The 21,111-nt window shown below is 71.7% G+C and carries 20 protein-coding genes and 1 pseudogene; 14 read left to right on the forward strand and 7 right to left on the reverse strand.

The features are described from left to right. Positions 1 to 16 precede the first annotated feature (16 nt). Positions 17 to 529: a MarR family transcriptional regulator gene (locus AB8A24_RS03055; RefSeq protein ID WP_328959922.1), complete on the forward strand. Its 513-nt coding sequence runs from the start codon at positions 17 to 19 to the stop codon at positions 527 to 529. Between the two features lie 109 nt (positions 530 to 638). After that, entirely contained in the window at positions 639 to 1,376 is a 738-nt protein-coding gene (locus tag AB8A24_RS03060) for an alpha/beta fold hydrolase (RefSeq protein ID WP_369474560.1), read from the forward strand. 6 nt (positions 1,377 to 1,382) lie between these two features. On the opposite strand, the gene AB8A24_RS03065 is transcribed toward AB8A24_RS03060, so the two are convergent. Beyond that, entirely contained in the window at positions 1,383 to 1,616 is a 234-nt protein-coding gene (locus AB8A24_RS03065; RefSeq protein WP_328959920.1) for a hypothetical protein, read from the reverse strand. A gap of 96 nt (positions 1,617 to 1,712) precedes the next feature. Between AB8A24_RS03065 and AB8A24_RS03070 the strand changes: the two genes are divergently transcribed. Next, positions 1,713 to 2,483, forward strand: a complete 771-nt coding sequence (locus AB8A24_RS03070; protein WP_369474562.1) for a transposase — start codon at positions 1,713 to 1,715, stop codon at positions 2,481 to 2,483. Positions 2,484 to 2,561: 78 nt separating this feature from the next. Further along, positions 2,562 to 3,539 (forward strand): TAXI family TRAP transporter solute-binding subunit, encoded by a 978-nt coding sequence (locus tag AB8A24_RS03075; RefSeq protein WP_369474563.1) that lies wholly within the window; start codon positions 2,562 to 2,564, stop codon positions 3,537 to 3,539. Between the two features lie 19 nt (positions 3,540 to 3,558). Here AB8A24_RS03075 and AB8A24_RS03080 read toward each other — a convergent pair whose 3' ends face one another. The 3 genes from AB8A24_RS03080 to AB8A24_RS03090 form a co-directional block, all read right to left on the reverse strand. Continuing rightward, positions 3,559 to 5,016: an ATP-binding protein gene (locus tag AB8A24_RS03080; RefSeq protein ID WP_369474564.1), complete on the reverse strand. Its 1,458-nt coding sequence runs from the start codon at positions 5,014 to 5,016 to the stop codon at positions 3,559 to 3,561. Then, positions 5,013 to 5,801 carry a response regulator transcription factor gene (locus AB8A24_RS03085; protein ID WP_369474565.1) on the reverse strand — a complete coding sequence of 263 codons (789 nt, stop codon included), beginning with the start codon at positions 5,799 to 5,801 and terminating at the stop codon, positions 5,013 to 5,015. Before AB8A24_RS03085 ends, AB8A24_RS03080 begins: the two co-directional genes overlap by 4 nt. 149 nt (positions 5,802 to 5,950) lie before the next feature. Next, positions 5,951 to 7,348 (reverse strand): MFS transporter, encoded by a 1,398-nt coding sequence (locus AB8A24_RS03090; protein ID WP_369474625.1) that lies wholly within the window; start codon positions 7,346 to 7,348, stop codon positions 5,951 to 5,953. 326 nt (positions 7,349 to 7,674) lie between these two features. Between AB8A24_RS03090 and AB8A24_RS03095 the strand changes: the two genes are divergently transcribed. Further along, positions 7,675 to 9,018, forward strand: coding sequence for a phytase (locus AB8A24_RS03095; protein WP_369474567.1), 1,344 nt, complete (start codon positions 7,675 to 7,677; stop codon positions 9,016 to 9,018). An 84-nt stretch (positions 9,019 to 9,102) separates the two neighbouring features. Beyond that, positions 9,103 to 9,930: a PaaX family transcriptional regulator C-terminal domain-containing protein gene (locus tag AB8A24_RS03100; protein WP_369474568.1), complete on the forward strand. Its 828-nt coding sequence runs from the start codon at positions 9,103 to 9,105 to the stop codon at positions 9,928 to 9,930. A 15-nt stretch (positions 9,931 to 9,945) separates the two neighbouring features. Here AB8A24_RS03100 and AB8A24_RS03105 read toward each other — a convergent pair whose 3' ends face one another. After that, positions 9,946 to 11,580 (reverse strand): carboxylesterase/lipase family protein, encoded by a 1,635-nt coding sequence (locus AB8A24_RS03105; protein ID WP_369474570.1) that lies wholly within the window; start codon positions 11,578 to 11,580, stop codon positions 9,946 to 9,948. Between the two features lie 229 nt (positions 11,581 to 11,809). Between AB8A24_RS03105 and AB8A24_RS03110 the strand changes: the two genes are divergently transcribed. The 8 genes from AB8A24_RS03110 (at position 11,810) to AB8A24_RS03145 (ending at position 18,426) form a co-directional block, all read left to right on the forward strand. Further along, a complete protein-coding gene (locus tag AB8A24_RS03110) occupies positions 11,810 to 12,985 on the forward strand; it encodes an ABC transporter substrate-binding protein (protein WP_369474574.1) in 1,176 nt (391 codons plus the stop codon). 1 nt (position 12,986) lies between these two features. Next, positions 12,987 to 13,865, forward strand: a complete 879-nt coding sequence (locus tag AB8A24_RS03115; RefSeq protein WP_328959912.1) for a branched-chain amino acid ABC transporter permease — start codon at positions 12,987 to 12,989, stop codon at positions 13,863 to 13,865. Then, positions 13,862 to 14,824: a branched-chain amino acid ABC transporter permease gene (locus tag AB8A24_RS03120; protein WP_328959911.1), complete on the forward strand. Its 963-nt coding sequence runs from the start codon at positions 13,862 to 13,864 to the stop codon at positions 14,822 to 14,824. The genes AB8A24_RS03115 and AB8A24_RS03120 overlap by 4 nt, the downstream gene beginning before the upstream one ends. Next, positions 14,821 to 15,582: an ABC transporter ATP-binding protein gene (locus AB8A24_RS03125; RefSeq protein WP_369474576.1), complete on the forward strand. Its 762-nt coding sequence runs from the start codon at positions 14,821 to 14,823 to the stop codon at positions 15,580 to 15,582. The genes AB8A24_RS03120 and AB8A24_RS03125 overlap by 4 nt, the downstream gene beginning before the upstream one ends. Positions 15,583 to 15,629: 47 nt before the next feature. After that, complete coding sequence (locus AB8A24_RS03130; RefSeq protein ID WP_369474627.1) at positions 15,630 to 16,289, forward strand: ABC transporter ATP-binding protein; 660 nt, start codon at positions 15,630 to 15,632, stop codon at positions 16,287 to 16,289. Between the two features lie 124 nt (positions 16,290 to 16,413). Then, positions 16,414 to 16,839, forward strand: coding sequence for a secondary thiamine-phosphate synthase enzyme YjbQ (locus tag AB8A24_RS03135; RefSeq protein ID WP_030721915.1), 426 nt, complete (start codon positions 16,414 to 16,416; stop codon positions 16,837 to 16,839). Positions 16,840 to 16,965: 126 nt separating this feature from the next. After that, positions 16,966 to 17,355 carry a hypothetical protein gene (locus AB8A24_RS03140; protein ID WP_328959908.1) on the forward strand — a complete coding sequence of 130 codons (390 nt, stop codon included), beginning with the start codon at positions 16,966 to 16,968 and terminating at the stop codon, positions 17,353 to 17,355. Positions 17,356 to 17,463: 108 nt separating this feature from the next. Beyond that, the gene (locus tag AB8A24_RS03145) at positions 17,464 to 18,426 is read left to right on the forward strand and encodes an alpha/beta fold hydrolase (protein WP_369474578.1); all 963 of its coding nucleotides are present in this window, start codon (positions 17,464 to 17,466) and stop codon (positions 18,424 to 18,426) included. Between the two features lie 61 nt (positions 18,427 to 18,487). Here the strand turns inward: AB8A24_RS03145 and katG are convergent, their stop codons facing one another. Together katG and AB8A24_RS03155 are read right to left on the reverse strand one after the other, a co-directional pair. Further along, entirely contained in the window at positions 18,488 to 20,719 is a 2,232-nt protein-coding gene (gene katG, locus AB8A24_RS03150; RefSeq protein WP_369474580.1) for a catalase/peroxidase HPI, read from the reverse strand. A gap of 108 nt (positions 20,720 to 20,827) precedes the next feature. After that, positions 20,828 to 20,932 (reverse strand): annotated as a pseudogene (locus AB8A24_RS03155) (transcriptional repressor); the annotation flags it as partial. Between the last annotated feature and the right edge of the window lie 179 nt (positions 20,933 to 21,111).

Here is a 21,111-nt window from a genome sequence, read left to right on the forward strand (position 1 = left end):
ATGTCATGATGACATCATGAGTGTCGATGAGCGTACGAAGGATGAGCCCCCGTTGGGGCCTCTGCTGTACGAAGTGATCCGCAGCCTGTGGCCGCTGCACCGCACGGTCGTGCGTGCCGTGGAGCGGGAGCTGATGGGCACGGGGATGACAGCTGGTCAGCATGCGGTGATGGACGAACTGCGCAGGGGCGGCCCCCGAACGGTTCCTCAACTGGCCCGCCTGCTGGGGCTGGACCGGCAGCCGGTCCAGCGTCTGGTGAACGATGCGACAGCCCTGGGGCTGGCCGAGAGCGCCCCGAACCCGGAGCACCGGCGCTCGCGCTTGATCCGGCTCACCCCGAAAGGGGAAACCATCATCAGGGGCATCCAGGAAGCCGAAGGAACCGAACTGCGGCGCCGGCTGTCCGATCTGACCGCCGGTGACGTCACGACGGCTCTTCACGTGCTCCGTCGCCTTGGCGAGGAGTTCAAGGACCTTTCGCAGGATGCCCCGCCGCACCCCACGGATCGAGGAGACGACCCACGATGACGCATGCGCGGACACACGCGGTCACAGCCACCACCGTACCCGTCGAGGCGGGCGAGCTCTTTTGCGAGTCGGCCGGCGAAGGCCCCCCGTCGTACTGCTCCACGGCGGCATGCTCGACCTGAACATGTGGAACGAGCAGTTCTCGTGGCTCGCGAGCCTGGGGTACCGCGTCATCCGCTATGATGCCCGCGGCCACGGGCGTTCCTCCACAGTGGCTGGGGACTACGCCAACCATGACGATCTGCACGCTCTGCTCACCCATCTCGATGTCCCGTGCGCCGTGCTCGTAGGGCTTTCCCTCGGGGCGCGGACCGCCGTCGATACGGCGATAGCTCATCCGGAGTCTGTGTCGGCACTGGTCCTTGCCTCGCCCGGGGTGAGCGGTCGGCCCTTCGCCGACCCCTACGTCGCGCACCACACCGCACAGCAGATGGCCGTGATCGGTGACCCGGACGGCGGAGCGCAGCGGTTCGTGGAGCACTTTCTCCGGATGTGGGTGGACGGGCCGTACCGTGAACCGTCCCAGGTCAGCCGCACGCTGCGCGAGCGGATGCATGCGTCGGCGTCCGCCAATGTCGTGCGGCACGCACGCGGGTTGGGGGCGGGGATGCCGAGAGAAGTCGGTGCGGCGGACCGGCTGGCCTCCATCGGCGTGCCCACCCTGGTTCTCGACGGAGAACTCGACAGCAGTGACATTTCGTCAAACGCTCAGGCCATCACCCGAGCCGTTCCCGATGCCAGGCACCAACGGTTCGCCTCGGCGGCCCACATGGTCAACCTCGAGAGCACGGGACCCTTCAACCTCGCGGTCGAATCCTTCCTCGTGTCCACGACTGACCTCAACTGAGCACGTTCACCTGTACCGGCGTGAGCACATTCGGGGGTACGCCGACACCAGCAGGAGCCACGCCTCGTGCAGCCAGTTTCGGCAGTAGAGGTCATTGGTGTACTCGTAGACGTCGTCGCCGTAGCCGCGCTCGATGACGCTCACCAGGGCAGCCCATGCGTTCACCTTTTCAGTGACCGTGAACGCCGTCCGCCAGCCGCGCTGGTGCAACTGCTCTCCCACCTCGGTTTCAGTAGCCACGGGCGTGAGGCTCTCATGCTGAATCCGTCCGGGCGACCGAGATATGTCCCGTCAGAGGCTGGCCCCGCAGCGTGATCAAGATGAGACGATCTCGCCGTGGCTGGTGTGATCACGGTGTCGGAGCCGTCTTGGATAGCCCCGTTCAGCGGGCTGAGCCCGAGGCAGTTCGGGAAGTTGGTGACCGTTCTGCGGCGCCAGGGTGCGGACGCCGTCCGCAGGGGCCGGCCGTGGAGCCTTCCGCTGGAGGACCGGGCCCTGCTGGTCACGGCCTACTGGCGCACGAACCTGACCATGCGGCAGCTCGCCCCGCTGTTCGGGGTGTCCAAGTCGGCGGCGGACCGCATCATTGACCACCTCGGGCCGATGCTCGCGCTTCAGCCCCGCAAGAGGTTCGCCAAGGACACCGTGCTCATCGTGGACGGCACCCTGGTCCCCACCCGCGACCACGCCATCGCCGAGCGGTCGAAGAACTACCGGTACTCCACCAACCACCAGGTCGTCATCGATGCCGACACCCGCCTGGTCGTCGCGGCCGGCTGGCCACTCGCCGGAAACCGCAACGACTGCAAGGCATGGGAGGAGTCCGGTGCCAAGGCCGCCGTCGGCAAGACCATGACGATCGCCGACGGCGGCTACCCGGGCACCGGACTCGTCATCCCGCACCGCCGCGAGCGCGGCCAGGCCGGATTCCCAGACTGGAAAGAGGAACACAACAAGTCCCACAAGCAGGTCCGGGCCCGCGTCGAGCACGCCTTCGCCCGCATGAAGACCTGGAAGATCCTCCGCGACTGCCGCCTCAAAGGCGACGGCGTCCACCACGCCATGCTCGGCATCGCCCGGATGCACAACCTCGCCCTCGCCGGATAGGAGAGCAGGCCGCACCGCGGCCGGCCATGCCCGCAGCGTCTCGGAGATCATTTACGGGACAGCCCTTAGGCTTCCGCCGTGACCAGCGCAGAAGTGACCAGACGGCGGGTGATGGGCCTCGGCCTCGGGGTCCTTGCGGGAGTGCCGACCGGCTGCTCGGGGGATTCCGGACCGGTACGGCGGCTACGGCTCGCCACGGGACCCGAGGGCGGGCCGTACAACGCGTTCGGGCAGGCCCTCGCACAGGCCGTCGCGGCGAGCGGTCGCCGGATCGAGATCGTCCCGGTGAGCACCGCGGCCAGCGTGGACAACCTGCGCAAGCTGGACGACGGCTCCGTCGAGCTGGCCCTGGCCATGGCGGACGCCGCCGAGGACGCGGTGCTCGGGCGGGAGCCGTTCCCCAGGCCGACCGCCGCGACGGCCCTGGCCAGGGTCTACGTGAACTACACGCACCTGCTCGTCCCCGCGGACGGGCCGGTGCGCTCGGTGGGCGATCTCGCCGGGCGCCCGGTCGCGGCAGGCGCGGCGGGCTCGGGGGTACAGGTGGTGGCGGAACGGGTCCTGCGGGCGGCCGGGCTCAGCGGCGCCCCCGCGTCGGAAGCCGCGGCGGACGAGCGGCAACTGGGTCTCGCACCCTCGGTGAGCGCCCTGCGCGAGGGCTCGGTCGACGCGCTGTTCTGGTCCGGAGGGGTGCCCACCCCGGCCCTGGCGGACCTGGCCCGCGAGCTGCCGCTGCGGTTCCTGCCGCTCGACGCCCACGTCGGCGCGCTCCGGGAGCGCTACGGCCCCGTCTACACGGCGGTCACCCTGCCCGCCGGGGTGTACGGGCTGACGGAGCCGGTGGGCACCATCGGGGTCGGCAACTACCTCCTGGCGCGGGCCGACGTACCGCAGGGCGCCGTACGTGACCTGCTCCAGGTGGTGTTCGAGCGGTGGCGCGACCTGCTGCGGGAGGTGACGGCGGGGGCCCGGCTGGAGCCGCGGTTCGCCATCTCCACCGGTGAGGTGCCCCTGCATCCGGGCGCGGTCGCCCACTACCGGTCGGTGTACGGCTAGAGACGGCCTGGGCCGAGGCCTAGGCAGGCGCCTGGGCCGAGGCCGGGAGCCGGAGCTCCACCACCAGGCCGTGCGGGTCGTGGCCGCCGACGTCGAGCCGGCCGCCGCTGATCCGGGCGATCTCGTCGGCGATGGCCAGGCCCAGGCCGCTGCCGGGGACGTTCTGGTGCTCCGGGGAACGCGCGAAGCGGCGGAGCAGCAGCGGCAGTTGCTCTTCCGGCACGCCCGGACCGTCGTCCGTGACCCGTACGACGACGGAACCGGCGGAGTCGGCGGTGCTTCCGTCGGCCGCCCGCCCGGCGCGCACCTCGACGCGGCCGCCGCGCGGGACGAACTTGACGGCGTTGTCGAGGAGCGCGTCGAGGACCCGGCCCGCCGCGTCGGGCAGGGCGCGGGCCCGCAGGCCCTCGGTGAGGTCGGCGGTCACCAGGTCCACCCCCGCGGCGCGGAAGACCGGTGTCCAGGCCGCCACCCGCTCCCGTACCGCCCGCGACACGTCCTCGTCGCTCAGTTCCGCCGTCCCCGACTCCACCCGGGCCAGCGCCAGCAGGCCGTCGAGCAGCTCCTCCAGGCGCTCCGCCTCGTCCAGGGCGCGGCCGTGCTCGGCCAGGCCGGGCCCGGGGGCGATGTGCGGCTCGACGTTCTCCAGCTGCAGAACCAGGGTGGCCAGCGGGTTGCGCAGCTGATGGGAGGCATCGGCGACGAAGTCTCGCTGGCGGCCGATGGAGTCGGCCATCGCCTCCGCCATCGTGTTGAAGTGCTTCCGCAGATGGCGCAGTTCCGGCGGACCGGTGTCGGACACGGCCCGGGCCTGCAGGCTGCCGGCGGTCAGTCGCTCGACCGCCCGGTCCAGGTCCAGTACCGGGCGCATCAGCCAGCGCGTGATCCCGGCCGCGACCAGAGCGGCTGCCGCGAAGGCGGCGAACGCCCCGGCGGCGATGAGGGACCAGCGGACCGTCACGTCGCGGCGGGCGGCCTCGGTGGGCACGGCCATCAGGACCGCCCCGCTCACCCGCTCGTCCCGGCCCACCGGCTCGGCCAGCACGACGGTGCGCGGCCCCCAGGGGTGCAGGGTGGGCAGCCGGTCGGTCGAGCGGCCGGTGAGGGCACGGCGACGGGCGTCCGCCCCGTCGGAGGATCCTCCTCGCGGGGAATCGTCGTCGGTGGCCGCGTTCGTGGCGGCCCCCGCCGCCGGACCGGCCCCGGCCCGGGCCACCGTCGCCCCCGCGGAGTCGACCACGACCACCCCCGCTCCGTACAGCTGGGCGTAGCGGCCGATCTCGGCGGACAGCTCCGCCCGGTCGGCGGCGCTACGCATCCGGTCGGCGAGGTCGGCGAACCGTACGGCCTCCGAGCGCCGTTGCAGGAGCAGGTGCTCGGTGCGCCCGCGCGCGTAGGCATCGGCCAGGGGGACGCAGAGCAGCAGCGCCGCCGCCCCCATGAGCACCATCAGCACCGCCAACAGCCGGCGCCTCACCGCTCGTCGTCCCGCAGGTCCGGGGCGTCCCGCAGGTCCCGGGCGTCCCGCAGGTCCCGGGCGTCCCGCGCGTCCGGGACGGGGGCATCGGCCGAGGCCGGGAAGCCGAGCTGGTAGCCGAAGCCCCGGACGGTACGGACCAGGCCCGCGCGGCCGGTCTTCGCGCGGATGCCCGCCACATGGACGTCCAGGGAGCGGGAGGCCGCGAGGAAGACGTCGCCCCAGATCCGGTCCAGGATCACCGCGCGCGCATGCACCTCGTCCGGGCGCGCGGCGAGAAAGGCGAGTACGTCGAACTCGCGTCGGGTGAGCCGTACTTCGGCTCCCGCCACCGTGACGGTGCGACCGGCGAGATCCACCTCGACGTCGCCGGTGCGCACGGGCCGGGAACCGGCCGCGACCGGTTCCGAGGGGGCCGTACGTCCGGGGTGCGGATCGGTCCGGCGCCGTACGGAGTCGATCCGGGCCATCAGCTCGGCCATCCGGAACGGCTTGACCACGTAGTCGTCGGCCCCCGCCCGCAGCCCCTGCACGATGTCGCGCTCCTCGCAGCGCGCCGTCACCACGATCAGCGGCGCGTCGCAGACGGTACGCAGCCGCCGCAGCAGCTCCAGCCCGTCGAGGTCGGGGAGGCCCAGGTCGAGCAGGACGAACTCGGCCTCGCGGACGTGCCGCAGGGCGTCCAGGGCGCGCCCGACCCGGCGGACGGTGTGCCCGCGCTGGGCGAGCGCCGTGCCGAGGGCTTGGGCCATGCGGTCGTCGTCCTCGACGAGAAGCGCGTGCATAGACAGTCCCTCGCGACCTGTGACCGGAGCCCCGACGTACCGGAGCCGCTCTTACGGAGCCACCGGATCCGGATCCCCGTGGCCCGGCGCAGCAGCTTACGGGAGCCGCCGGACCGGGCCACGGGCCACCGGGCCACGAGCTCGGACGATCAGCGGGCCGCCTCGGCGGAAGCCGCCGCCGGCCGTTCCCGTTCGGCCTCACCTTCGGTCTCGGCCTCACCGTCGGCCTCGGCCTCGGCACGGCTCAGGGCGGCGTTGCGGGTGTCCGGCATGAGCACGTAGGTGACGAGGGAGATCAGCGCGCACCCGGAGACGTACCAGAAGAACATCTTCTCGTGCCCGCTGTTCTTGAACCACAGCGCCACGTACTCCGCCGTGCCGCCGAAGAGGGCGTTGGCGATCGCGTACGGCAGCGCCACGCCCAGGGCGCGCACCCGGGTCGGGAACAGCTCGGCCTTCACCGCCGCGTTGATGGACGTGTAGCCGGTGACGACGACCAGGGCCAGCAGGGACAGCCCGAGCGCGGACCAGTACGAGGACGCCGATCCGAGGGCGGTCATGATCGGGTACGTGCCGACGGTGCAGCCCACGGCGAAGGTGATCAGCAGCGGCCGGCGGCCGATCCGGTCGGACAGCATGCCGGCGAAGGGCTGCAGCACGGCGAAGAGGGTCAACGCGGTGAAGCTGACGAGCGTGGCGGTGGTCTTCTCCATGCCCGCGCTGCCGACCAGGTACTTGGTGAGGTAGGTGGTGTAGGTGTAGTAGGCCACGGTGCCGCCGAGGGTGAGGGCCATGACCAGCCCGGCCTGCCGCCGGTAGTGCCACAGGGCCTTCAGCGTGCCGCGCGTGCTGTCGTCGTGGGCGTCCTCGCCCGGCGCCGACGCCGCCTCCTCCTTGAAGGCGTCGGTCTCCTGCAGCCGGCGCCGCAGCCAGAAGACGATCACCGCGAACAACGCCCCGACGAGGAACGGGATCCGCCAGCCCCAGCTCTCCAACTGGGCCGTGGTCAGGGTGTGCTGGAGGGTGATCAGGATGCCCAGTCCGAGCAGCTGGCCGCAGGTCATCGACACGTACTGGAAGGACGAGCCCAGCCCCCGCCGGTTGCGGGCCGACGCCTCGGTCAGGTAGGTGGCGCTGGCCGCGTACTCGCCGCCGATGCTCATCCCCTGGAGCAGCCGTGCGAGCAGCAGCACCAGGGCGCCGAAGTACCCGGCCTGCCCGTAGGTCGGGGCGACGGCGATCAGCAGGGCGGCCACCGACATCATGGTGACGGTCAGGGTGAGCGCGCTCTTGCGCCCGTGCCGGTCGGCGGCGCGCCCCAGGATCCACCCGCCGACGGGACGCATCAGGAAGCCGACGGCGAAGATCCCGGCCGTGTTCATCAGCTGGGTGGTCGGGTTGTCGCCGGGGAAGAAGGAATCGGCGAAGTAGATCGCGAAGCTGGCGTAGACGAACCAGTCGTACCACTCGACGAGATTGCCGAGCGAGCCGCCGACCAGGGCCAGACGGCGCTTCCTGCGCTCGTCCCCGGGCGGCGACGCGGGCATGACGGCGGACGAGGACATGGCGGCTCCAGAGGGAAGTCCCTGATGAGGGACGGCAGAACTGCCCCGGCGATGGGGGAGTGTCCAGAGCATGCGGCGACCGTTGTACCCGGACAAGGTCCGCCACGCAGATCTAACGTTCCGCTAAGAAAGCCCCTGGGAAGGCCCCGGGGCCGCCGGATTTCACCATTCAGTCATGCGCACGTCATGCCTGCTCCATGGTCGTCACCCGAACGTGGCCCACGGTGGGGGCGGCCCGTCGCGGGACGCCGGAGGCCCCCGGCGCACCACCCGGCCGGCCGCACCCCGTACACCCCACAGGAGGCAAGATGCGCGTGATCCCGAGCAGGCGGACCCCGGTCGTGGCCGCGGCCGCCATGGTGGCCCTGGGGGCGATCGCCGGACCGGCGCACGCCCACGCGGACCACGGCGGCACGACACCGTCGCTGCCGCAGGTGACGGCCTCCGTCGAGACGCCCTCCCTCTTCGACGACGAGGCCGGCGGCAACGCGAACGCCGACGACCCGGCGATCTGGCGCAACGCCCGGAACCCCGACGCCAGCCTGGTCATCGCCACCGCCAAGGAGGGCGGCCTGCGCGTCTACGACCTGGACGGACGCCAGGTGCAGTCCCTGCCCGCGCCCGCGCCGCCGAGGGAGGGCGACAAGCCCGGACGCTTCAACAACGTCGACCTGATCTCCGGACTCCGCTTCCCGGACGGCCGGCACGACGTGGCCGTCGTCTCCGACCGCGGCCGCGACCAGCTGCGCGTCTACCGCATCGACCCGAAGCGGCCCACCGCCCCGCTGGTCGACGTCACCGACGAGACGGCCGCCCCGCAGGTCTTCTCCACCGGTCAGGACGAGGTCAACGACCAGCGGACCGCCTACGGCCTGGCCGCCTACACCGACCGCCGCAGCGGCCGCTCGTACGCGGTCACCAGCCAGCGCCACGCCACCGACCTCGCGCTGGCCGAACTGCTGCCGAACGCCCGGGGCAAGGTCGGCTACCGCACCGTCCGCACCACCTCGCTGCCCGCCTCCTTCACCCTGCCGAACGGCACGACCTGGACGCCGTGCGGCGAACCGGGCGAGCGGCCCCAGGTCGAGGGCATGGTCGTCGATCCCGACACCGGTGACCTCTACGCCGGTCAGGAAGACGTCGGCATCTGGAAGCTCGACGCCGACCTGCGGTCCCCCGCCCGCCTCGTCGAGAAGGTCCGCTCGTTCGGCGTGCCCGGCACCTGGAACCCCGAGACGGAGGAGTGCGACGCGGGCGCCGACCCCGGCTTCGGCGGCCGGCACGTCTCCGCCGACGTCGAGGGCCTCACCATCTGGCGCGACCCGAAGCAGCCCGGCCGCCGCGGCTACCTGCTCGCGTCCAGCCAGGGCGACGACACCTTCGCCGTCTTCGACCGCGAGCACGGCAACGCGTACGTCGGCGGCTTCCGCATCGGTGACGGTACGAAGCCCGGCTCGCCGGACGGCTCGCAGGAGTGCGACGGCGCCGCCGTCACGACCGCACCGCTGGGCAAGAGGTTCCCGAACGGCCTGCTGGTCGTCCAGGACGGCCACAACACCCCGGCGACCACCGGAGCCGACGGCGAGGCCCGTACCGACACCGACTTCAAGTTCGTCGACCTCGGGCTCCTGAAGCGGGCCGCCCGTCTCTGAGCCCGCCGCCGGGGACCGTGACCTGGGCGGCGGCGCGTTCGCCCAGGTCGATAGGATCGCCACCGCATACGACGGAAGGCGATCATGGCGGACAGTCCCCTCAGGCCCAGCTCGTTGATCAACACGGTCTACGGGGCGTTCCTGCGACGCCTCGGCGGCTGGATCTCGGTCGCCGACCTGATCACCCTGATGTCCGAACTGGACGTGGACGGCCCGGCGGCGCGCTCGGCGATCTCCCGGCTCAAGAAGAAGGGCGTCCTCGAACCTGAACGCCGCGGCGCCACCGGCTACCGACTCAGCCCGGGGGCGCAGCCCGTCTTCGACGAGGGCGACCGGCGCATCTTCGGCAGCCTGGAACCGGCGAAGCTGAGCGACGGCTGGGCCATGGCCGTCTTCTCCGTACCGGAGTCCGAGCGCTCCTACCGCTACCAGCTGCGCACCCGGCTGACCTGGCTGGGCTTCGGGAACATCGCCCCGGGCGTGTGGCTGGCGCCCGGCCGCCTCCTCCCGGACGCCCGCGACATGCTCGTCCGGCTCGGGCTCAGCGAGTACGTGCACCTGTTCGCCGCCGAGTACGCGGCCTTCAGCGACCTGCCCGCCACGGTCAGCTCCTGGTGGGACTTCCCGGCGATCGAGGAGCAGTACGCGGGCTTCACCGAGGCCTACGGCCCCGTCGCCGCGAGCCTGGCCGAGCAGCCCGCCATCGACGGCGCCGAGGCCTTCCGCCACTACGTCCCGATGCTCACCCAGTGGCGCCGCCTCCCCTACCTCGACCCCGGACTGCCCGCCGAACTGCTCCCCGCGGACTGGAACGCGGTCGCCGCGCGGCAGATCTTCCAGCAGCTGAACGAGGTGCTCGCCCCGCCCAGCCTGCGCCACGTGCGGGAGGTCACAGGCCTGGCCGAGGCCTGAGGTCGCACGAGTTCCCTAGGAGACGGCCCGGTTCGCCGTCGGACGGCGCAGGCGCCGCCAGTACCCGGCGAGGTCGTCGACGGCGGCGGTGACCGAGTCCAGGCGCATCGTGGTCCGGGAACCGCGTTCGTAGCGGGGCCAGTCGGGCATCGGGCCGTGGTTGGGGTCGCCGCTGCGGACGAAGGAGATCCAGGACGCGTGCACGGCTCCGGCGAGCCCGTCACGGATCCGGGGGTTCAGCCCCGCCAGGAACGGCGCCTGCGCCCACTTGTCGAAGTTGTGGAACACGAACGGCAGCTCCAGACAGTGCGCCGCCCCCAGTTGGCCGCCGTACGCGGGCGTCGGCAGGTCGAACTGGTAGGCCCAGGCCGGCCGACCGCGGGCCGCCCGCCGCTCGGCCAGGTCGATGCCGGGCATGCGGAACAGATCGTCGCCGATCAGGTCCATGAGTACGTCGACCGGCCGGGCTTCCTCGTACGCCGTGTAGGCCTCCGCCGCCCGGGCCCCGAAGGTGTCCCGCGCTCGGGCGAGCACCTGCTCCTTCGTGGCGGCGGCGTACGGCTCGCTCAGGGCGAAGGCGAAGGCGGCCTCCTCCCTGGTCCACCCGATCAGCAGGTCGATGTCCGCCCCTGGGCCGGTCAGGAGCAGGTCGGCCGGGCCGCGGGTCAGCGTCACCCCGTCGAGCACCGGCAGGAACGGGGTCGACCAGTATCCCCAGCGTCCGGTCCGCCGGAACATCTCGATCGTGGCGCCGATCAGCTGGGGCCAGGGGAGCGCCCGTAGTTCCGCCACGTTCTTGGCGCCGAGGATGTCGAGGTAGGTGGCGCTGCGCTCCAGTGACTCCGCGCGGGTGGGGATATGCAGGCCGAGCGGCGGGCTCTGCAGGATGGCGCGCCGGAACAGCGGGCGGCCGGTGGGGCGGGCCCCGGCGAGGGCCGCGACCGACAGCGCCCCGCCGGACTGTCCGGCGAGGGTGATCCGGTCCGGGTCGCCGCCGAACGCGGCGATGTTGTCCCGTACCCAGCGCAGCGCGGCGAGCTGGTCGGTGAACCAGAAGTTCCCGTCGGCTCCTTCCTCACCGAAGTAGAGGTAACCCAGTGGTCCGAGGCGGTAGTTGAGGGTCACCACGACCAGGTCGCCGTCCCGGGCGAAGGTCTCGCCGGAGTACTGGGGCAGGGAGCCCGATCCCGAGATGAAGCCGCCGCCGTGGATCCAGACCAGCACCGGTCGCCCGGCGTCGTCGGCCCCGGGCGTCCATACGTTGAGCGTGAGACAGTCCTCGCTGAACGGGGGAGCGCCGTGGTTGCCCAGCACCGGGTCGCCGCCCTCCCGGTAGAGCTGCGGGGCGCTCGGCCCGAAGGCGGTCGCGTCGCGCGTTCCCGCCCAGCCGGGATGCGGCTGGGCGGGGCGCCACCGCAGGGGGCCGACCGGGGGCGCCGCGTAGGGCACGCCCTTGAACACGGTGAGCCCGCCCTCGACGGCCCCGCGCAACCGGCCCGCGGGCAGCTCGACGACGGGTGAGGACCCGCCCGCCGAGGGCGCGGCGTGCGCCGTGCCGGCCGGTCCGCCGGGGACGCCGGAGAGCAGTGCGGCGCCGGTCAGCACCCCGGTGTTCCTGAGGATTCTGCGCCGTGATGGATCGTCGGTCATGGTGCTTCACTCCCTGACGGATCGTGGCTTCGCCCACCGAGGCAGTATGGCGTGAAATTGACGAGGGCTAGTGCTACGGCATACGTGACGGGCGGGTCAAGAGACTCGACGGCTCTCCGGCAGGTATCTTGCGAAGTCTTGACGAGCGTCGCAATTACGCGATAGACACGTGTCACCTCAGGAGCAACATCCGGTCCGAGAGGACCGGTTGACAACGTACGGAGTCTCCATGGCAGGTCGGTTTCGCCCCCTGGCTCTGATCACCGTCACCACAGGCCTCTTGCTGGCCACGGGATGCGGCGGAGCGAGCCTCGGCACGGGTGACGACAACAAGCGGAGCGGGCCCGTGAAGATCGGGCTCCTCGTCCCACGGTCCGGGACCTACAAGGCACTCGGCGACGACATGAAGCAGGGCTTCGAGCTCTACGTCCGACAGCACGGCGGCAGGCTCGGCGGCCGCGAGGTGCAGATCGTGGTCGCGGACGAGGGCGAGACGGCGGACTCGGGGAAGGCGGCGGCGGAGAAGCTCGTCAAACAGGACCGGGTCCTGGCGGTCAGCGGAGTGGTGAGCTCGGCCACCGTCAACGGGGTCAAGGACCTGTTCGAGAGCAGTCGGATCCCGCTCGTCGGCTCGAACGCCTCGCCCACGACCCTGACCGGCACCAAGTACATCTGGCGCACCTCGTACGTCAACGACGAACCGGGCAAGGCGGCCGGCGAACACGTCGCCGAGCGGGCCGGGGGCCCGGTCTTCCTCATCGCCGCGGGCTACCAGGCGGGCAAGGACGAGATCGAAGGCTTCAAGTCCACCTTCCTGCCCGCCGGCGGCACGATCGCGGGGGAGGAGGTCTACACCCCCTTCCCGGGCACCAAGAACTTCCAGCCCTACCTCTCCCAGATCCAGAACTCCGGTGCGAAGGCGGTCTTCTGCTTCTACGCCGGCGGCGCGGCCGTCGACTTCGTGAAGCAGTACCGCGACTTCGGACTGGCAGGAAAGATCCCGCTCTACGCACCCGGCTTCCTCACCGAGGGCGGCGTGCTCAAGGGGCAGGGGGACGCTGCCGACGGCATCCTCACCTCCCTCAACTACAGCGCCGACCTGGACAACCCCGCCAACCGGCAGTTCGCACCCGCCTACCGGGCCGCCCACGGCACGGACCCGACCACCTACGCGATGGCCTCATGGGACGCGGCGCAGGTACTCGACAAGGCGATCGGGGCGGCCGGCGGCAGCGTCACCTCGGAGACGGTGAACGCCGCCCTCGCCACGGTGGGGGACATCGACAGCCCGCGCGGCACCTGGCGGTTCAACAGCGGCGGCACACCGATCCAGCCCTGGTACCTGCGCGAGGTGAAGCAGGGCGCCAACACCGTCGCCGGCGACCTCGGCCGACTGGGCGGCTGACATGGCCGGTTGGCTGGACGGCAACCTCGTCGGCGTCGTCGACGGGATCGCCTTCGGACTGCTGCTGTTCACGATCGCCGTCGGCCTCTCCCTGGTCTTCGGCATGATGGACGTCCTCAACCTGGCACACGGCACGCTCTACCTCGCCGGGGCCTACACCGCCTACACCCTCTCCGACGGAACCCTCCCGGGCCTGCTCCTGGCCCTCGCGGCCGGCGCTCTGGTGGGCGCCCTCGGGGGAGCGGTACTGACCCTGCTCACCCAGCCGCTGGCCCGGCGCGGGCACCTGGACCAGGCCGTGCTCACCCTGGGCATCACCTTCATCGTGGCCGACCTCCTCGCGGCGGCCTTCGGCGGGGAGGTACTGCCCACGGACCCGCCGAACCCGCTGCGCGGGACGGTGGACCTGCTCGGCCACACCTATCCGGTGTACCGGCTCGTGTTCATCGCCGTCGCGGCCTGCCTCGCGGTCCTCGTCCACCTCCTCTTCGAGCGCAGCTCGCTCGGAGCACTCGTCCGGGCCACCGTCGCCGACCGGGACATGGTCCGCGCCCAGGGCGTCGACATCCGCAAGGTCCTCTACGGAGTCTTCGCGCTCGGCGCCGCCCTGGCCACGGTCGGGGGTGTCCTGGGCGCGCCGATCCTGGGCCCCGGGCCGGGCGTCGACGAGAGCGTCCTCGTCCTCTCCCTCGTCGTCGTGGTCGTCGGCGGCCTCGGATCCGTGCGCGGCGCCCTCGCCGGGGCCCTGCTCGTCGGCCAGGTCCAGACCCTCGGGGTGGCGCTGCTCCCGCAGTACGCGCCCTTCCTCCTCTTCGGCACCATGCTGCTCGTGCTCGTGGTCCGCCCGCAGGGCCTCATCCCCTCGGCGGTGCGCGCATGAGCACACCCGGCACACCCCGGGCGGTGGGGGCCCTCGTACTCCTCGGGCTCGCCCTGGCCCCCTTCCTGCTCGGCTCGTACGCCGTCGCCACCCTGTCGCGGATCCTGGTGTTCGCCCTGCTCGCGCTGAGCGTGAACCTGCTCACCGGATTGACCGGGCTGCCCACCCTCGGCCAGTCCGCGTACTTCGGCGTCGGCGCCTACACCGCGGCGATCGTCGCGCGGCACCTCACCGATGTCGGACCGCTCCAACTCCTCCTCGCCGCGGGCGCCTCCGCGCTGGTGGCCGTACCCACCGGGTGGCTCGCCGTCCGGGCCCGCGGCGTGGTGTTCCTCATGCTGACGCTGGCCATCGGCGAGATCGTCCACAGCGCCGCCGTCAACTGGAAACCGGTGACGGGCGGCACCGACGGGCTGTCCGGGATCCCGCCCGTCGTACCGCTGCCCGGCCTGCCCGCCCTGGAACTCGACGGGCTGGTCCACTTCTACGTACTGGCCGTCTTCCTGCTGCTCCTCGTGGTCGTCACCCGCCTGGGCTCGACCCCCTTCGCCCTCGCCCTGCGCGGAATCCGCGACAACGAACCCCGCATGAAGGCGATCGGCTACCCCACCCGGCGGTACGCCCTCACCGTCTACTGCGGCGCCGCCGCACTGGCCGGCGCCGCCGGGTCGCTGTGGGTCTCGGTGCAGCGCTTCGTCTCACCCGGCGACGCCGGATTCGAGATCGCCGCCCTCGCCCTGCTGGCCGTCGTCATCGGCGGCGCGGGCTCGATGTGGGGGGCCTGCGTCGCGGCCGCGCTCATCTGGCTGACCCGCGACTACCTCGGGAACCTCGAAGCCGTCGCCGGACGCGGGCCGTTGCTGCTCGGGCTGCTCTTCGTCGTCGCCGTGTACACCCTGCCCCGCGGACTGGCCGGCGTACGGCTCCCGCACCGGCCGAACCGGAAGAGGACGGCGTGAACGATCTCGACCTACTGGAACTCCGCTCGGTGTCACGGCGCTTCGGGTCCTTCACCGCCGTCGACGAGGTGTCCCTCACCGTGCGCCCCGGCGCGCGACACGCGATCATCGGGCCCAACGGCGCCGGAAAATCCACGCTGTTCGGCCTCATCTCCGGAACCCGGCCCGTCAGCGGCGGAACCATCCTCCTGGACGGGCAGGACGTGACCCGGCTGCCCGTACACCGCCGGGTCGGACTCGGAACGGCCGCGACCTTCCAGCACTCCAGCCTCTTCCTCCGGGAGACCGTGCTGGAGAACGTCCTGCTCGCCGCACTGCTGCGGACCGGTACGGGGCTCGGCGGATGGCGCAAGGTGAGCGCCCGGGCCGCGGAGATCGACCGGGCACGTTCGCTGCTGGACCGAGTGGGCCTGCCCGACCGGCACGACCTGATGGCGGGCGCCCTCTCGCACGGCGAACGGCGGCAACTGGAGGTCGCCGTCGCACTGGCCACCGAACCCCGCCTGCTGCTCCTGGACGAACCCGCGGCCGGCATGTCGCCGGCGGAGACCGCGCGGCTCACGGAGCTCATCGCCGCCCTGCCGGCGGAGGTGACCGTACTCCTCGTCGAACACGACCTCGACATGGTCTTCGAACTCGCCGACACCGTCACCGTCCTGCACCTCGGCCGACACCTCATCACCGGCACCCCGGACCACGTGCGAGCCTCCGCCGAGGTCCAGCGGGCCTACCTGGGCACCACGGAGGTCGCCTCGTGAAACCGTTCCTCCACGTGCGCGGCCTGCGCTCCGGCTACGCCGGGGGCATGGTCCTCAGCGGCGTCGACCTCGACGCGGAGGAGGGCGGGATCATCGCCGTCCTCGGGCGCAACGGGGTCGGGAAGACCACCCTCATCTCGACCGTCATGGGATTCGTACGGCCCTACGAGGGCAGCGTCACCCTCGACGGCCGGGAGATCGCCGGGGCCCGCGTCGACGTCATCGCCCGGGCCGGAGTGGGCGTCGTACCCCAGGGACGCCGCGTGTTCGCCCCGCTCACCGTGGCGGAGCACCTCGCGATCGCCGCACGGCGCCGCCCCGCGCGGGGGCCGTGGACCCGGGCGCGGATCCTCGAGCTGCTGCCCAGACTGGGGGAGCGGCTCGGGCACCGCGGCGACGAGCTCTCCGGAGGGGAACAACAGATGCTCGCGATCGCCCGGGCCCTGCTGGGCAATCCGCGCCTGCTGCTCCTGGACGAGCCGTCCGACGGCCTGGCCCCCGCGATCGTGTCCCAGGTGGGGGAGGCGGTCCGGGAGGTGAGCGCGGAGGGCATGACGGTCGTCCTGGTGGAACAGAACCTCGGGCTCGCCCTCTCCGTGGCCGAGCACGTCGCCGTCATGCGGAAGGGGAGCATCGTCCACCGGGCGACCCGAGCCGAGTTCGCCGCCGCCCCAGAGGACCGCCGCCGTCTGCTGGGTGTCGACTGACCGGCTCATCAGGCGCCGGTACCGGTGTCGGTGTCGGGCGGGCCAGGGCGAGGCGGCGGTCCGCGTCGGCCGACACCGGCCGAGGGTGCGTGCCCACGGGGGGCCCGGGCGCAAGGATGCGGTCATGGCCGACATCTTTGTTTCACGCACCATCGACGTGACGACCGGGGACCGGGAGACCGTCCATGACCTGACCGACGCCTGCGCTTCGTTCCTCGGGGAGGTGGCGCGGGGCCGGAGTGGACTGCTCAACATCTTCACACCGCACGCGACCGCCGGGCTCGCCGTCATCGAGACGGGTGCGGGCAGCGACGACGACCTTCTGAAGGCCCTGGCGTCCCTGCTGCCGGCCGACGACCGATGGCGACACCGCCACGGTTCCCCCGGCCACGGCCGGGATCACGTACTGCCCGCGATCGTCCCACCCCACGCGACACTGCCCGTGATCGACGGACTCCTGGAACTCGGAACCTGGCAGTCCGTCACCCTCGTGGACACCAACCGGGACAACCCCCGACGTCAGGTCCGCCTGTCGTTCTTCGGCTGCTGACCCGCTCCCCGGGTCACAGGGGTGAACACGTATCAATCATGACAGGTCAGAGGCCGTTTTCGTAGGACCAAGGGCACAGCGGATTGCCCTTGTTCGGGCCCGTGTGCGGCTTTCAGAATCACCGTCATGACCTACTCAGCGCACGCCAGCCACGACGCGGTACTCCGAGCCCGAGTTGCCCTCCTGGGATCCCAGACCCTGCCCGCCCGGCAGGAGGTCGCCGCCTACCGCGTGCTCGTCCAGGTGAGTCCACTGGCGTATCTGCCGCTGCTGGCCGAGGCGTTGTACGAATACAGCCGCCAGGACTTCGCCCATCTGCCCGAGACCGCCCTGGCCCTGCGGGCCGAGGCCGTCGCCGCCGCACGCCGCATGCACGCCATGGAGCCGGCCAGGGGCCTCCTGCTCGTCAAGGCCCTGAACCGCTACCGGGAGCAGCTGGTGCTCATGGACCGTCAGGAGGAAATCGCGGCGGTGGAGCGGGAGATGGCCCAGGTCGCCTCCGGTGCCGGCATGTAGCGACCCGGGAGCCGAGGGGCCGCGACTCCCGGCCCGGCAATGCCGGGCCCGCGGCCCCTCGTGCCGGATGATCGGGGGAGGGGCGCCGACGAGGGACCCGGAGAGCCGATGCGACACCGAATTCCGCTGCTGCCCGTCCTCCTGGCGGCGGCGCTCCTGGCCGCCGTTCCCGGGTGCGGCGGCCCCTCGGCCCCGCGCGGCGCACCGCCCGCGCCCTCCTCCGTACCGGCGACCGGCGACTTCTCCGGCCAGGTCGAGGTGGGCGGCGGCCGGAAGATCTATCTGAGCTGCAAGGGCAGCGGCAGCCCCACCGTCATCCTGGAGTCAGGACTGCACGACTCCTCCGACACCTGGACCATCACCGACACCCGGCCGCCCGTACCGAAAGCCCCGGCGGTGTTCCCCGGCGTCGCGGCGTTCACCCGGGTCTGCCGCTACGACCGGCCCGGTACCGTCCGGTACGTCGACCCGCCCACGCTCACCACCCGCAGCACGCCGGTCGACGGCACCCGCGCCCTCACCGCGATGGCCGACGATCTCGACACGTTGCTGACATCCGCCCGCCTGCCGGGCCCGTACGTGCTGGTCGGCCACTCCTTCGGCGGGATGATCACCCGGCTGTACGCCCAACGGCACCCCCGTAAGACGGCGGGGCTGGTCTTCGTCGACGCCTTCGGTACGGACATCCGAGCCCTCTTCGGCACCCGCTGGGCCGCGTACCGCACGCTGCTCGACAGGCCCGGCACGCCCTTCGACGCGCGACCCGACTTCGAGAGGGTGGACATCGACGGCGCGATCGACGCCGTCAGCGCCGCGCCGCCCCTGCCCGCGGTCCCCATGGCCGTACTCAGCAAGACGGAACCGTTCGCCGCTCCGTCCGGAACCTCGAAGGACCTCCTGGACACCCTGGAGCGGGCCTGGCCCCAGGTCCAGCAGAAGCTGGTCGAGCTGGGGACCCAGACCCCGCAGTTCCTGGCCACCGGGAGCGACCACTACGTCCAGGTGCACGATCCCGACCTGACGATCAGCGCGGTCCGGCTCGTCGTGGGCCGCGTCCGCGCCGAGCCGTAGGCGTGGTGCGGGACGTCGGGGAGGTCCGGGCCGGCCGGTGGGGTCGGCCCGGACCTCACGATCAGGCGAGGTCGAACCGGTCCAGGTTCATCACCTTGTCCCACGCCGCGACGAAGTCCTTCACGAACTTCTCCTTCGCGTCGTCGCTCGCGTAGACCTCCGCGAGCGCGCGCAGCTCCGAGTTCGACCCGAAGACGAGGTCGGCACGGGTGCCCGTCCACTTGACCCGGCCGGTGGAGGCGTCGCGGCCCTCGAACGCGTTCGCGTCCTCGGACGTCGCCGACCACGTCGTACCCAGGTCGAGCAGGTTGACGAAGAAGTCGTTGGTGAGGGACCCGGGGGTCGCGGTGAAGACACCGAGCGCGGTCTGCTGGTGGTTCGCGCCCAGCACGCGCAGGCCACCGACCAGGACCGTCATCTCGGGGGCGCTGAGGGTCAGCAGGTTCGCCCGGTCGAGCAGCAGGTACTCGGCCGGCAACCGGTTGCCCTTCCCGAGGTAGTTGCGGAACCCGTCGGCGACCGGCTCCAGCGCGGCGAACGACTCCACGTCCGTCTGTTCCTGCGTCGCGTCCGCGCGGCCCGCGGTGAAGGGGACCTGGACGGCGAACCCGCCGTCCTCGGCGGCCTGTTCGACGGCGGCCGTGCCGGCCAGCACGATCAGGTCCGCGAGCGAGATCCGCTTGCCGCCGCTCTGGGCGGAGTTGAAGGATTCCTGGATCCCGGTCAGGGTACGCAGCACCGCGGCCAGCTGGTCCGGGTCGTTGACCTCCCACCCGCTCTGCGGCTGGAGGCGGATCCGGCCGCCGTTGGCGCCGCCCCGCTTGTCGCTGCCACGGAAGGACGAGGCCGAGGCCCACGCGACGGAGACGAGCTGGGACACCGTCAGGTCCGAGGCGAGGACCTGCTGCTTGAGCGCGGCGACATCGGCGGCGTCGACGAGCTCGTGGGTCACCGCGGGGAGCGGGTCCTGCCACAGCAGCGTCTCGGTCGGGACCTCCGGTCCGAGGTAGCGCACGACCGGGCCCATGTCGCGGTGGGTCAGCTTGAACCACGCGCGCGCGAACGCGTCGGCGAACTCGGCGGGGTGCGCGAGGAAGCGTCGGGAGATCTGCTCGTAGGCCGGGTCGAACCGCAGCGAGAGGTCGGTCGTCAGCATCGTCGGGGCGTGCGTCCTGGACGGGTCGTGGGCGTCGGGCACGGTACCCGCGCCGGCGCCGTCCTTCGGCCGCCACTGGTGCGCGCCGGCGGGGCTCCTGAACAGCTCCCACTCATAGCCGAACAGGATCTCGAAGAAGGTGTTGTCCCAGGTGATCGGGGTGTTGGTCCAGATGCCCTCGAGACCGCTGGTGATCGCGTCGCCACCCTTGCCGGTGCCGAAGGAATTGCTCCAGCCCAGCCCCTGCGCCTCCAGCGGGGCGGCCTCGGGGTCGGCGCCGACGCTCTCCGCCGGGCCCGCGCCGTGGGTCTTGCCGAAGGTGTGGCCGCCCGCGATCAGGGCCACCGTCTCCTCGTCGTTCATCGCCATCCGGCGGAACGTTTCTCGGATGTCGCGCGCCGCGGCGATCGGGTCGGGGTTGCCGTTCGGGCCCTCGGGATTGACGTAGATGAGGCCCATCTGGACCGCGCCGAGCGGGTTCTCCAACTCGCGGTCGCCGGAGTAGCGCTCGTCGTCGAGCCAGGTGGTCTCGGGGCCCCAGTAGACGTCCTCGTCGGGCTCCCACACGTCGGGACGGCCTCCGCCGAAGCCGAAGGTCTCGAAGCCCATCGACTCCAGGGCCACGTTGCCGGTGAGGATCATGAGGTCGGCCCACGAGAGGCTCCGGCCGTACTTCTGCTTGACCGGCCACAGCAGACGGCGGGCCTTGTCCAGGTTGCCGTTGTCCGGCCAGCTGTTGAGGGGCGCGAAGCGCTGCTGGCCGGCCCCGGCACCGCCGCGGCCGTCGCTGATCCGGTAGGTGCCCGCACTGTGCCAAGCCATACGGATCATGAACGGGCCGTAGTGGCCGAAGTCGGCGGGCCACCAGTCCTGGGAGGTGGTCAGCACGTCCGCGATGTCCCGCTTGACCGCGGGAAGATCGAGGGTCTTGAACGCCGCGGCGTAGTCGAACTCCTCGCCGAGGGGGTTCGCGACGGCGGGGTTCTTGGCGAGGATCTTCAGGTTGAGCCGTTCGGGCCACCACTGGCGGTTTCCGCCGCCTTGAGTCGGGTGCGGGGCTCGTCCATGGGCTACCGGACAGCCCTCCCCACCCTCCGACTTGGCGTCCGTGACGATTGCATCATGGTTCTCAGACATGGGAATCCTTCCGTACCAGGCGGATCACGGTGTTCAGGAACTGAATGCGACTGAATGCGATGGAACAGCCGGGGCGCGGGGCCCCACGTGCATGGGCTCGGCCTCGTCGATCGCCTCGACGGCCGAGGGGTCACCGTCCCGGACGGTTGCGAGAAGCGGGACGCCGGCGGCCGGTGCGCGCGTGCCGGCACCGGGCAGCTCCTCGGCGGTGATCCGTCACGTATGTGTCACCTGCCGCTCTGGAGTCTTCCTGTCTCTTGGCTATCTACGAAACCGATCCTACGATGGACGGAATCCAAGTCAAGAAGGACACCAGGTCCACATTCGATCGGATCCCGGATGTCCGCCGATAAACTTCGGGGCACCCCGTCGAAACTGAATAGGTGGGCCGA

The sequence above is a fragment of the Streptomyces sp. BF23-19 genome (genome assembly GCF_041106355.1).
In the GTDB taxonomy this organism is placed as follows: domain Bacteria; phylum Actinomycetota; class Actinomycetes; order Streptomycetales; family Streptomycetaceae; genus Streptomyces; species Streptomyces virginiae_A.

Excerpts from the sequence above, each read along its gene's own strand:
- AB8A24_RS03055 (WP_328959922.1), top strand. The coding sequence starts at position 17 with ATGAGTGTCGATGAGCGTACGAAGGATGAGCCCCCGTTGGGGCCTCTG.
- AB8A24_RS03060 (WP_369474560.1), top strand. The coding sequence starts at position 639 with ATGCTCGACCTGAACATGTGGAACGAGCAGTTCTCGTGGCTCGCGAGC.
- AB8A24_RS03085 (WP_369474565.1), bottom strand. The coding sequence starts at position 5,801 with ATGCACGCGCTTCTCGTCGAGGACGACGACCGCATGGCCCAAGCCCTC.
- AB8A24_RS03090 (WP_369474625.1), bottom strand. The coding sequence starts at position 7,348 with ATGCCCGCGTCGCCGCCCGGGGACGAGCGCAGGAAGCGCCGTCTGGCC.
- AB8A24_RS03095 (WP_369474567.1), top strand. The coding sequence starts at position 7,675 with ATGCGCGTGATCCCGAGCAGGCGGACCCCGGTCGTGGCCGCGGCCGCC.
- AB8A24_RS03100 (WP_369474568.1), top strand. The coding sequence starts at position 9,103 with ATGGCGGACAGTCCCCTCAGGCCCAGCTCGTTGATCAACACGGTCTAC.
- AB8A24_RS03105 (WP_369474570.1), bottom strand. The coding sequence starts at position 11,580 with ATGACCGACGATCCATCACGGCGCAGAATCCTCAGGAACACCGGGGTG.
- AB8A24_RS03110 (WP_369474574.1), top strand. The coding sequence starts at position 11,810 with ATGGCAGGTCGGTTTCGCCCCCTGGCTCTGATCACCGTCACCACAGGC.
- AB8A24_RS03115 (WP_328959912.1), top strand. The coding sequence starts at position 12,987 with ATGGCCGGTTGGCTGGACGGCAACCTCGTCGGCGTCGTCGACGGGATC.
- AB8A24_RS03120 (WP_328959911.1), top strand. The coding sequence starts at position 13,862 with ATGAGCACACCCGGCACACCCCGGGCGGTGGGGGCCCTCGTACTCCTC.
- AB8A24_RS03130 (WP_369474627.1), top strand. The coding sequence starts at position 15,630 with ATGGTCCTCAGCGGCGTCGACCTCGACGCGGAGGAGGGCGGGATCATC.
- AB8A24_RS03135 (WP_030721915.1), top strand. The coding sequence starts at position 16,414 with ATGGCCGACATCTTTGTTTCACGCACCATCGACGTGACGACCGGGGAC.
- AB8A24_RS03140 (WP_328959908.1), top strand. The coding sequence starts at position 16,966 with ATGACCTACTCAGCGCACGCCAGCCACGACGCGGTACTCCGAGCCCGA.
- AB8A24_RS03145 (WP_369474578.1), top strand. The coding sequence starts at position 17,464 with ATGCGACACCGAATTCCGCTGCTGCCCGTCCTCCTGGCGGCGGCGCTC.
- katG (WP_369474580.1), bottom strand. The coding sequence starts at position 20,719 with ATGTCTGAGAACCATGATGCAATCGTCACGGACGCCAAGTCGGAGGGT.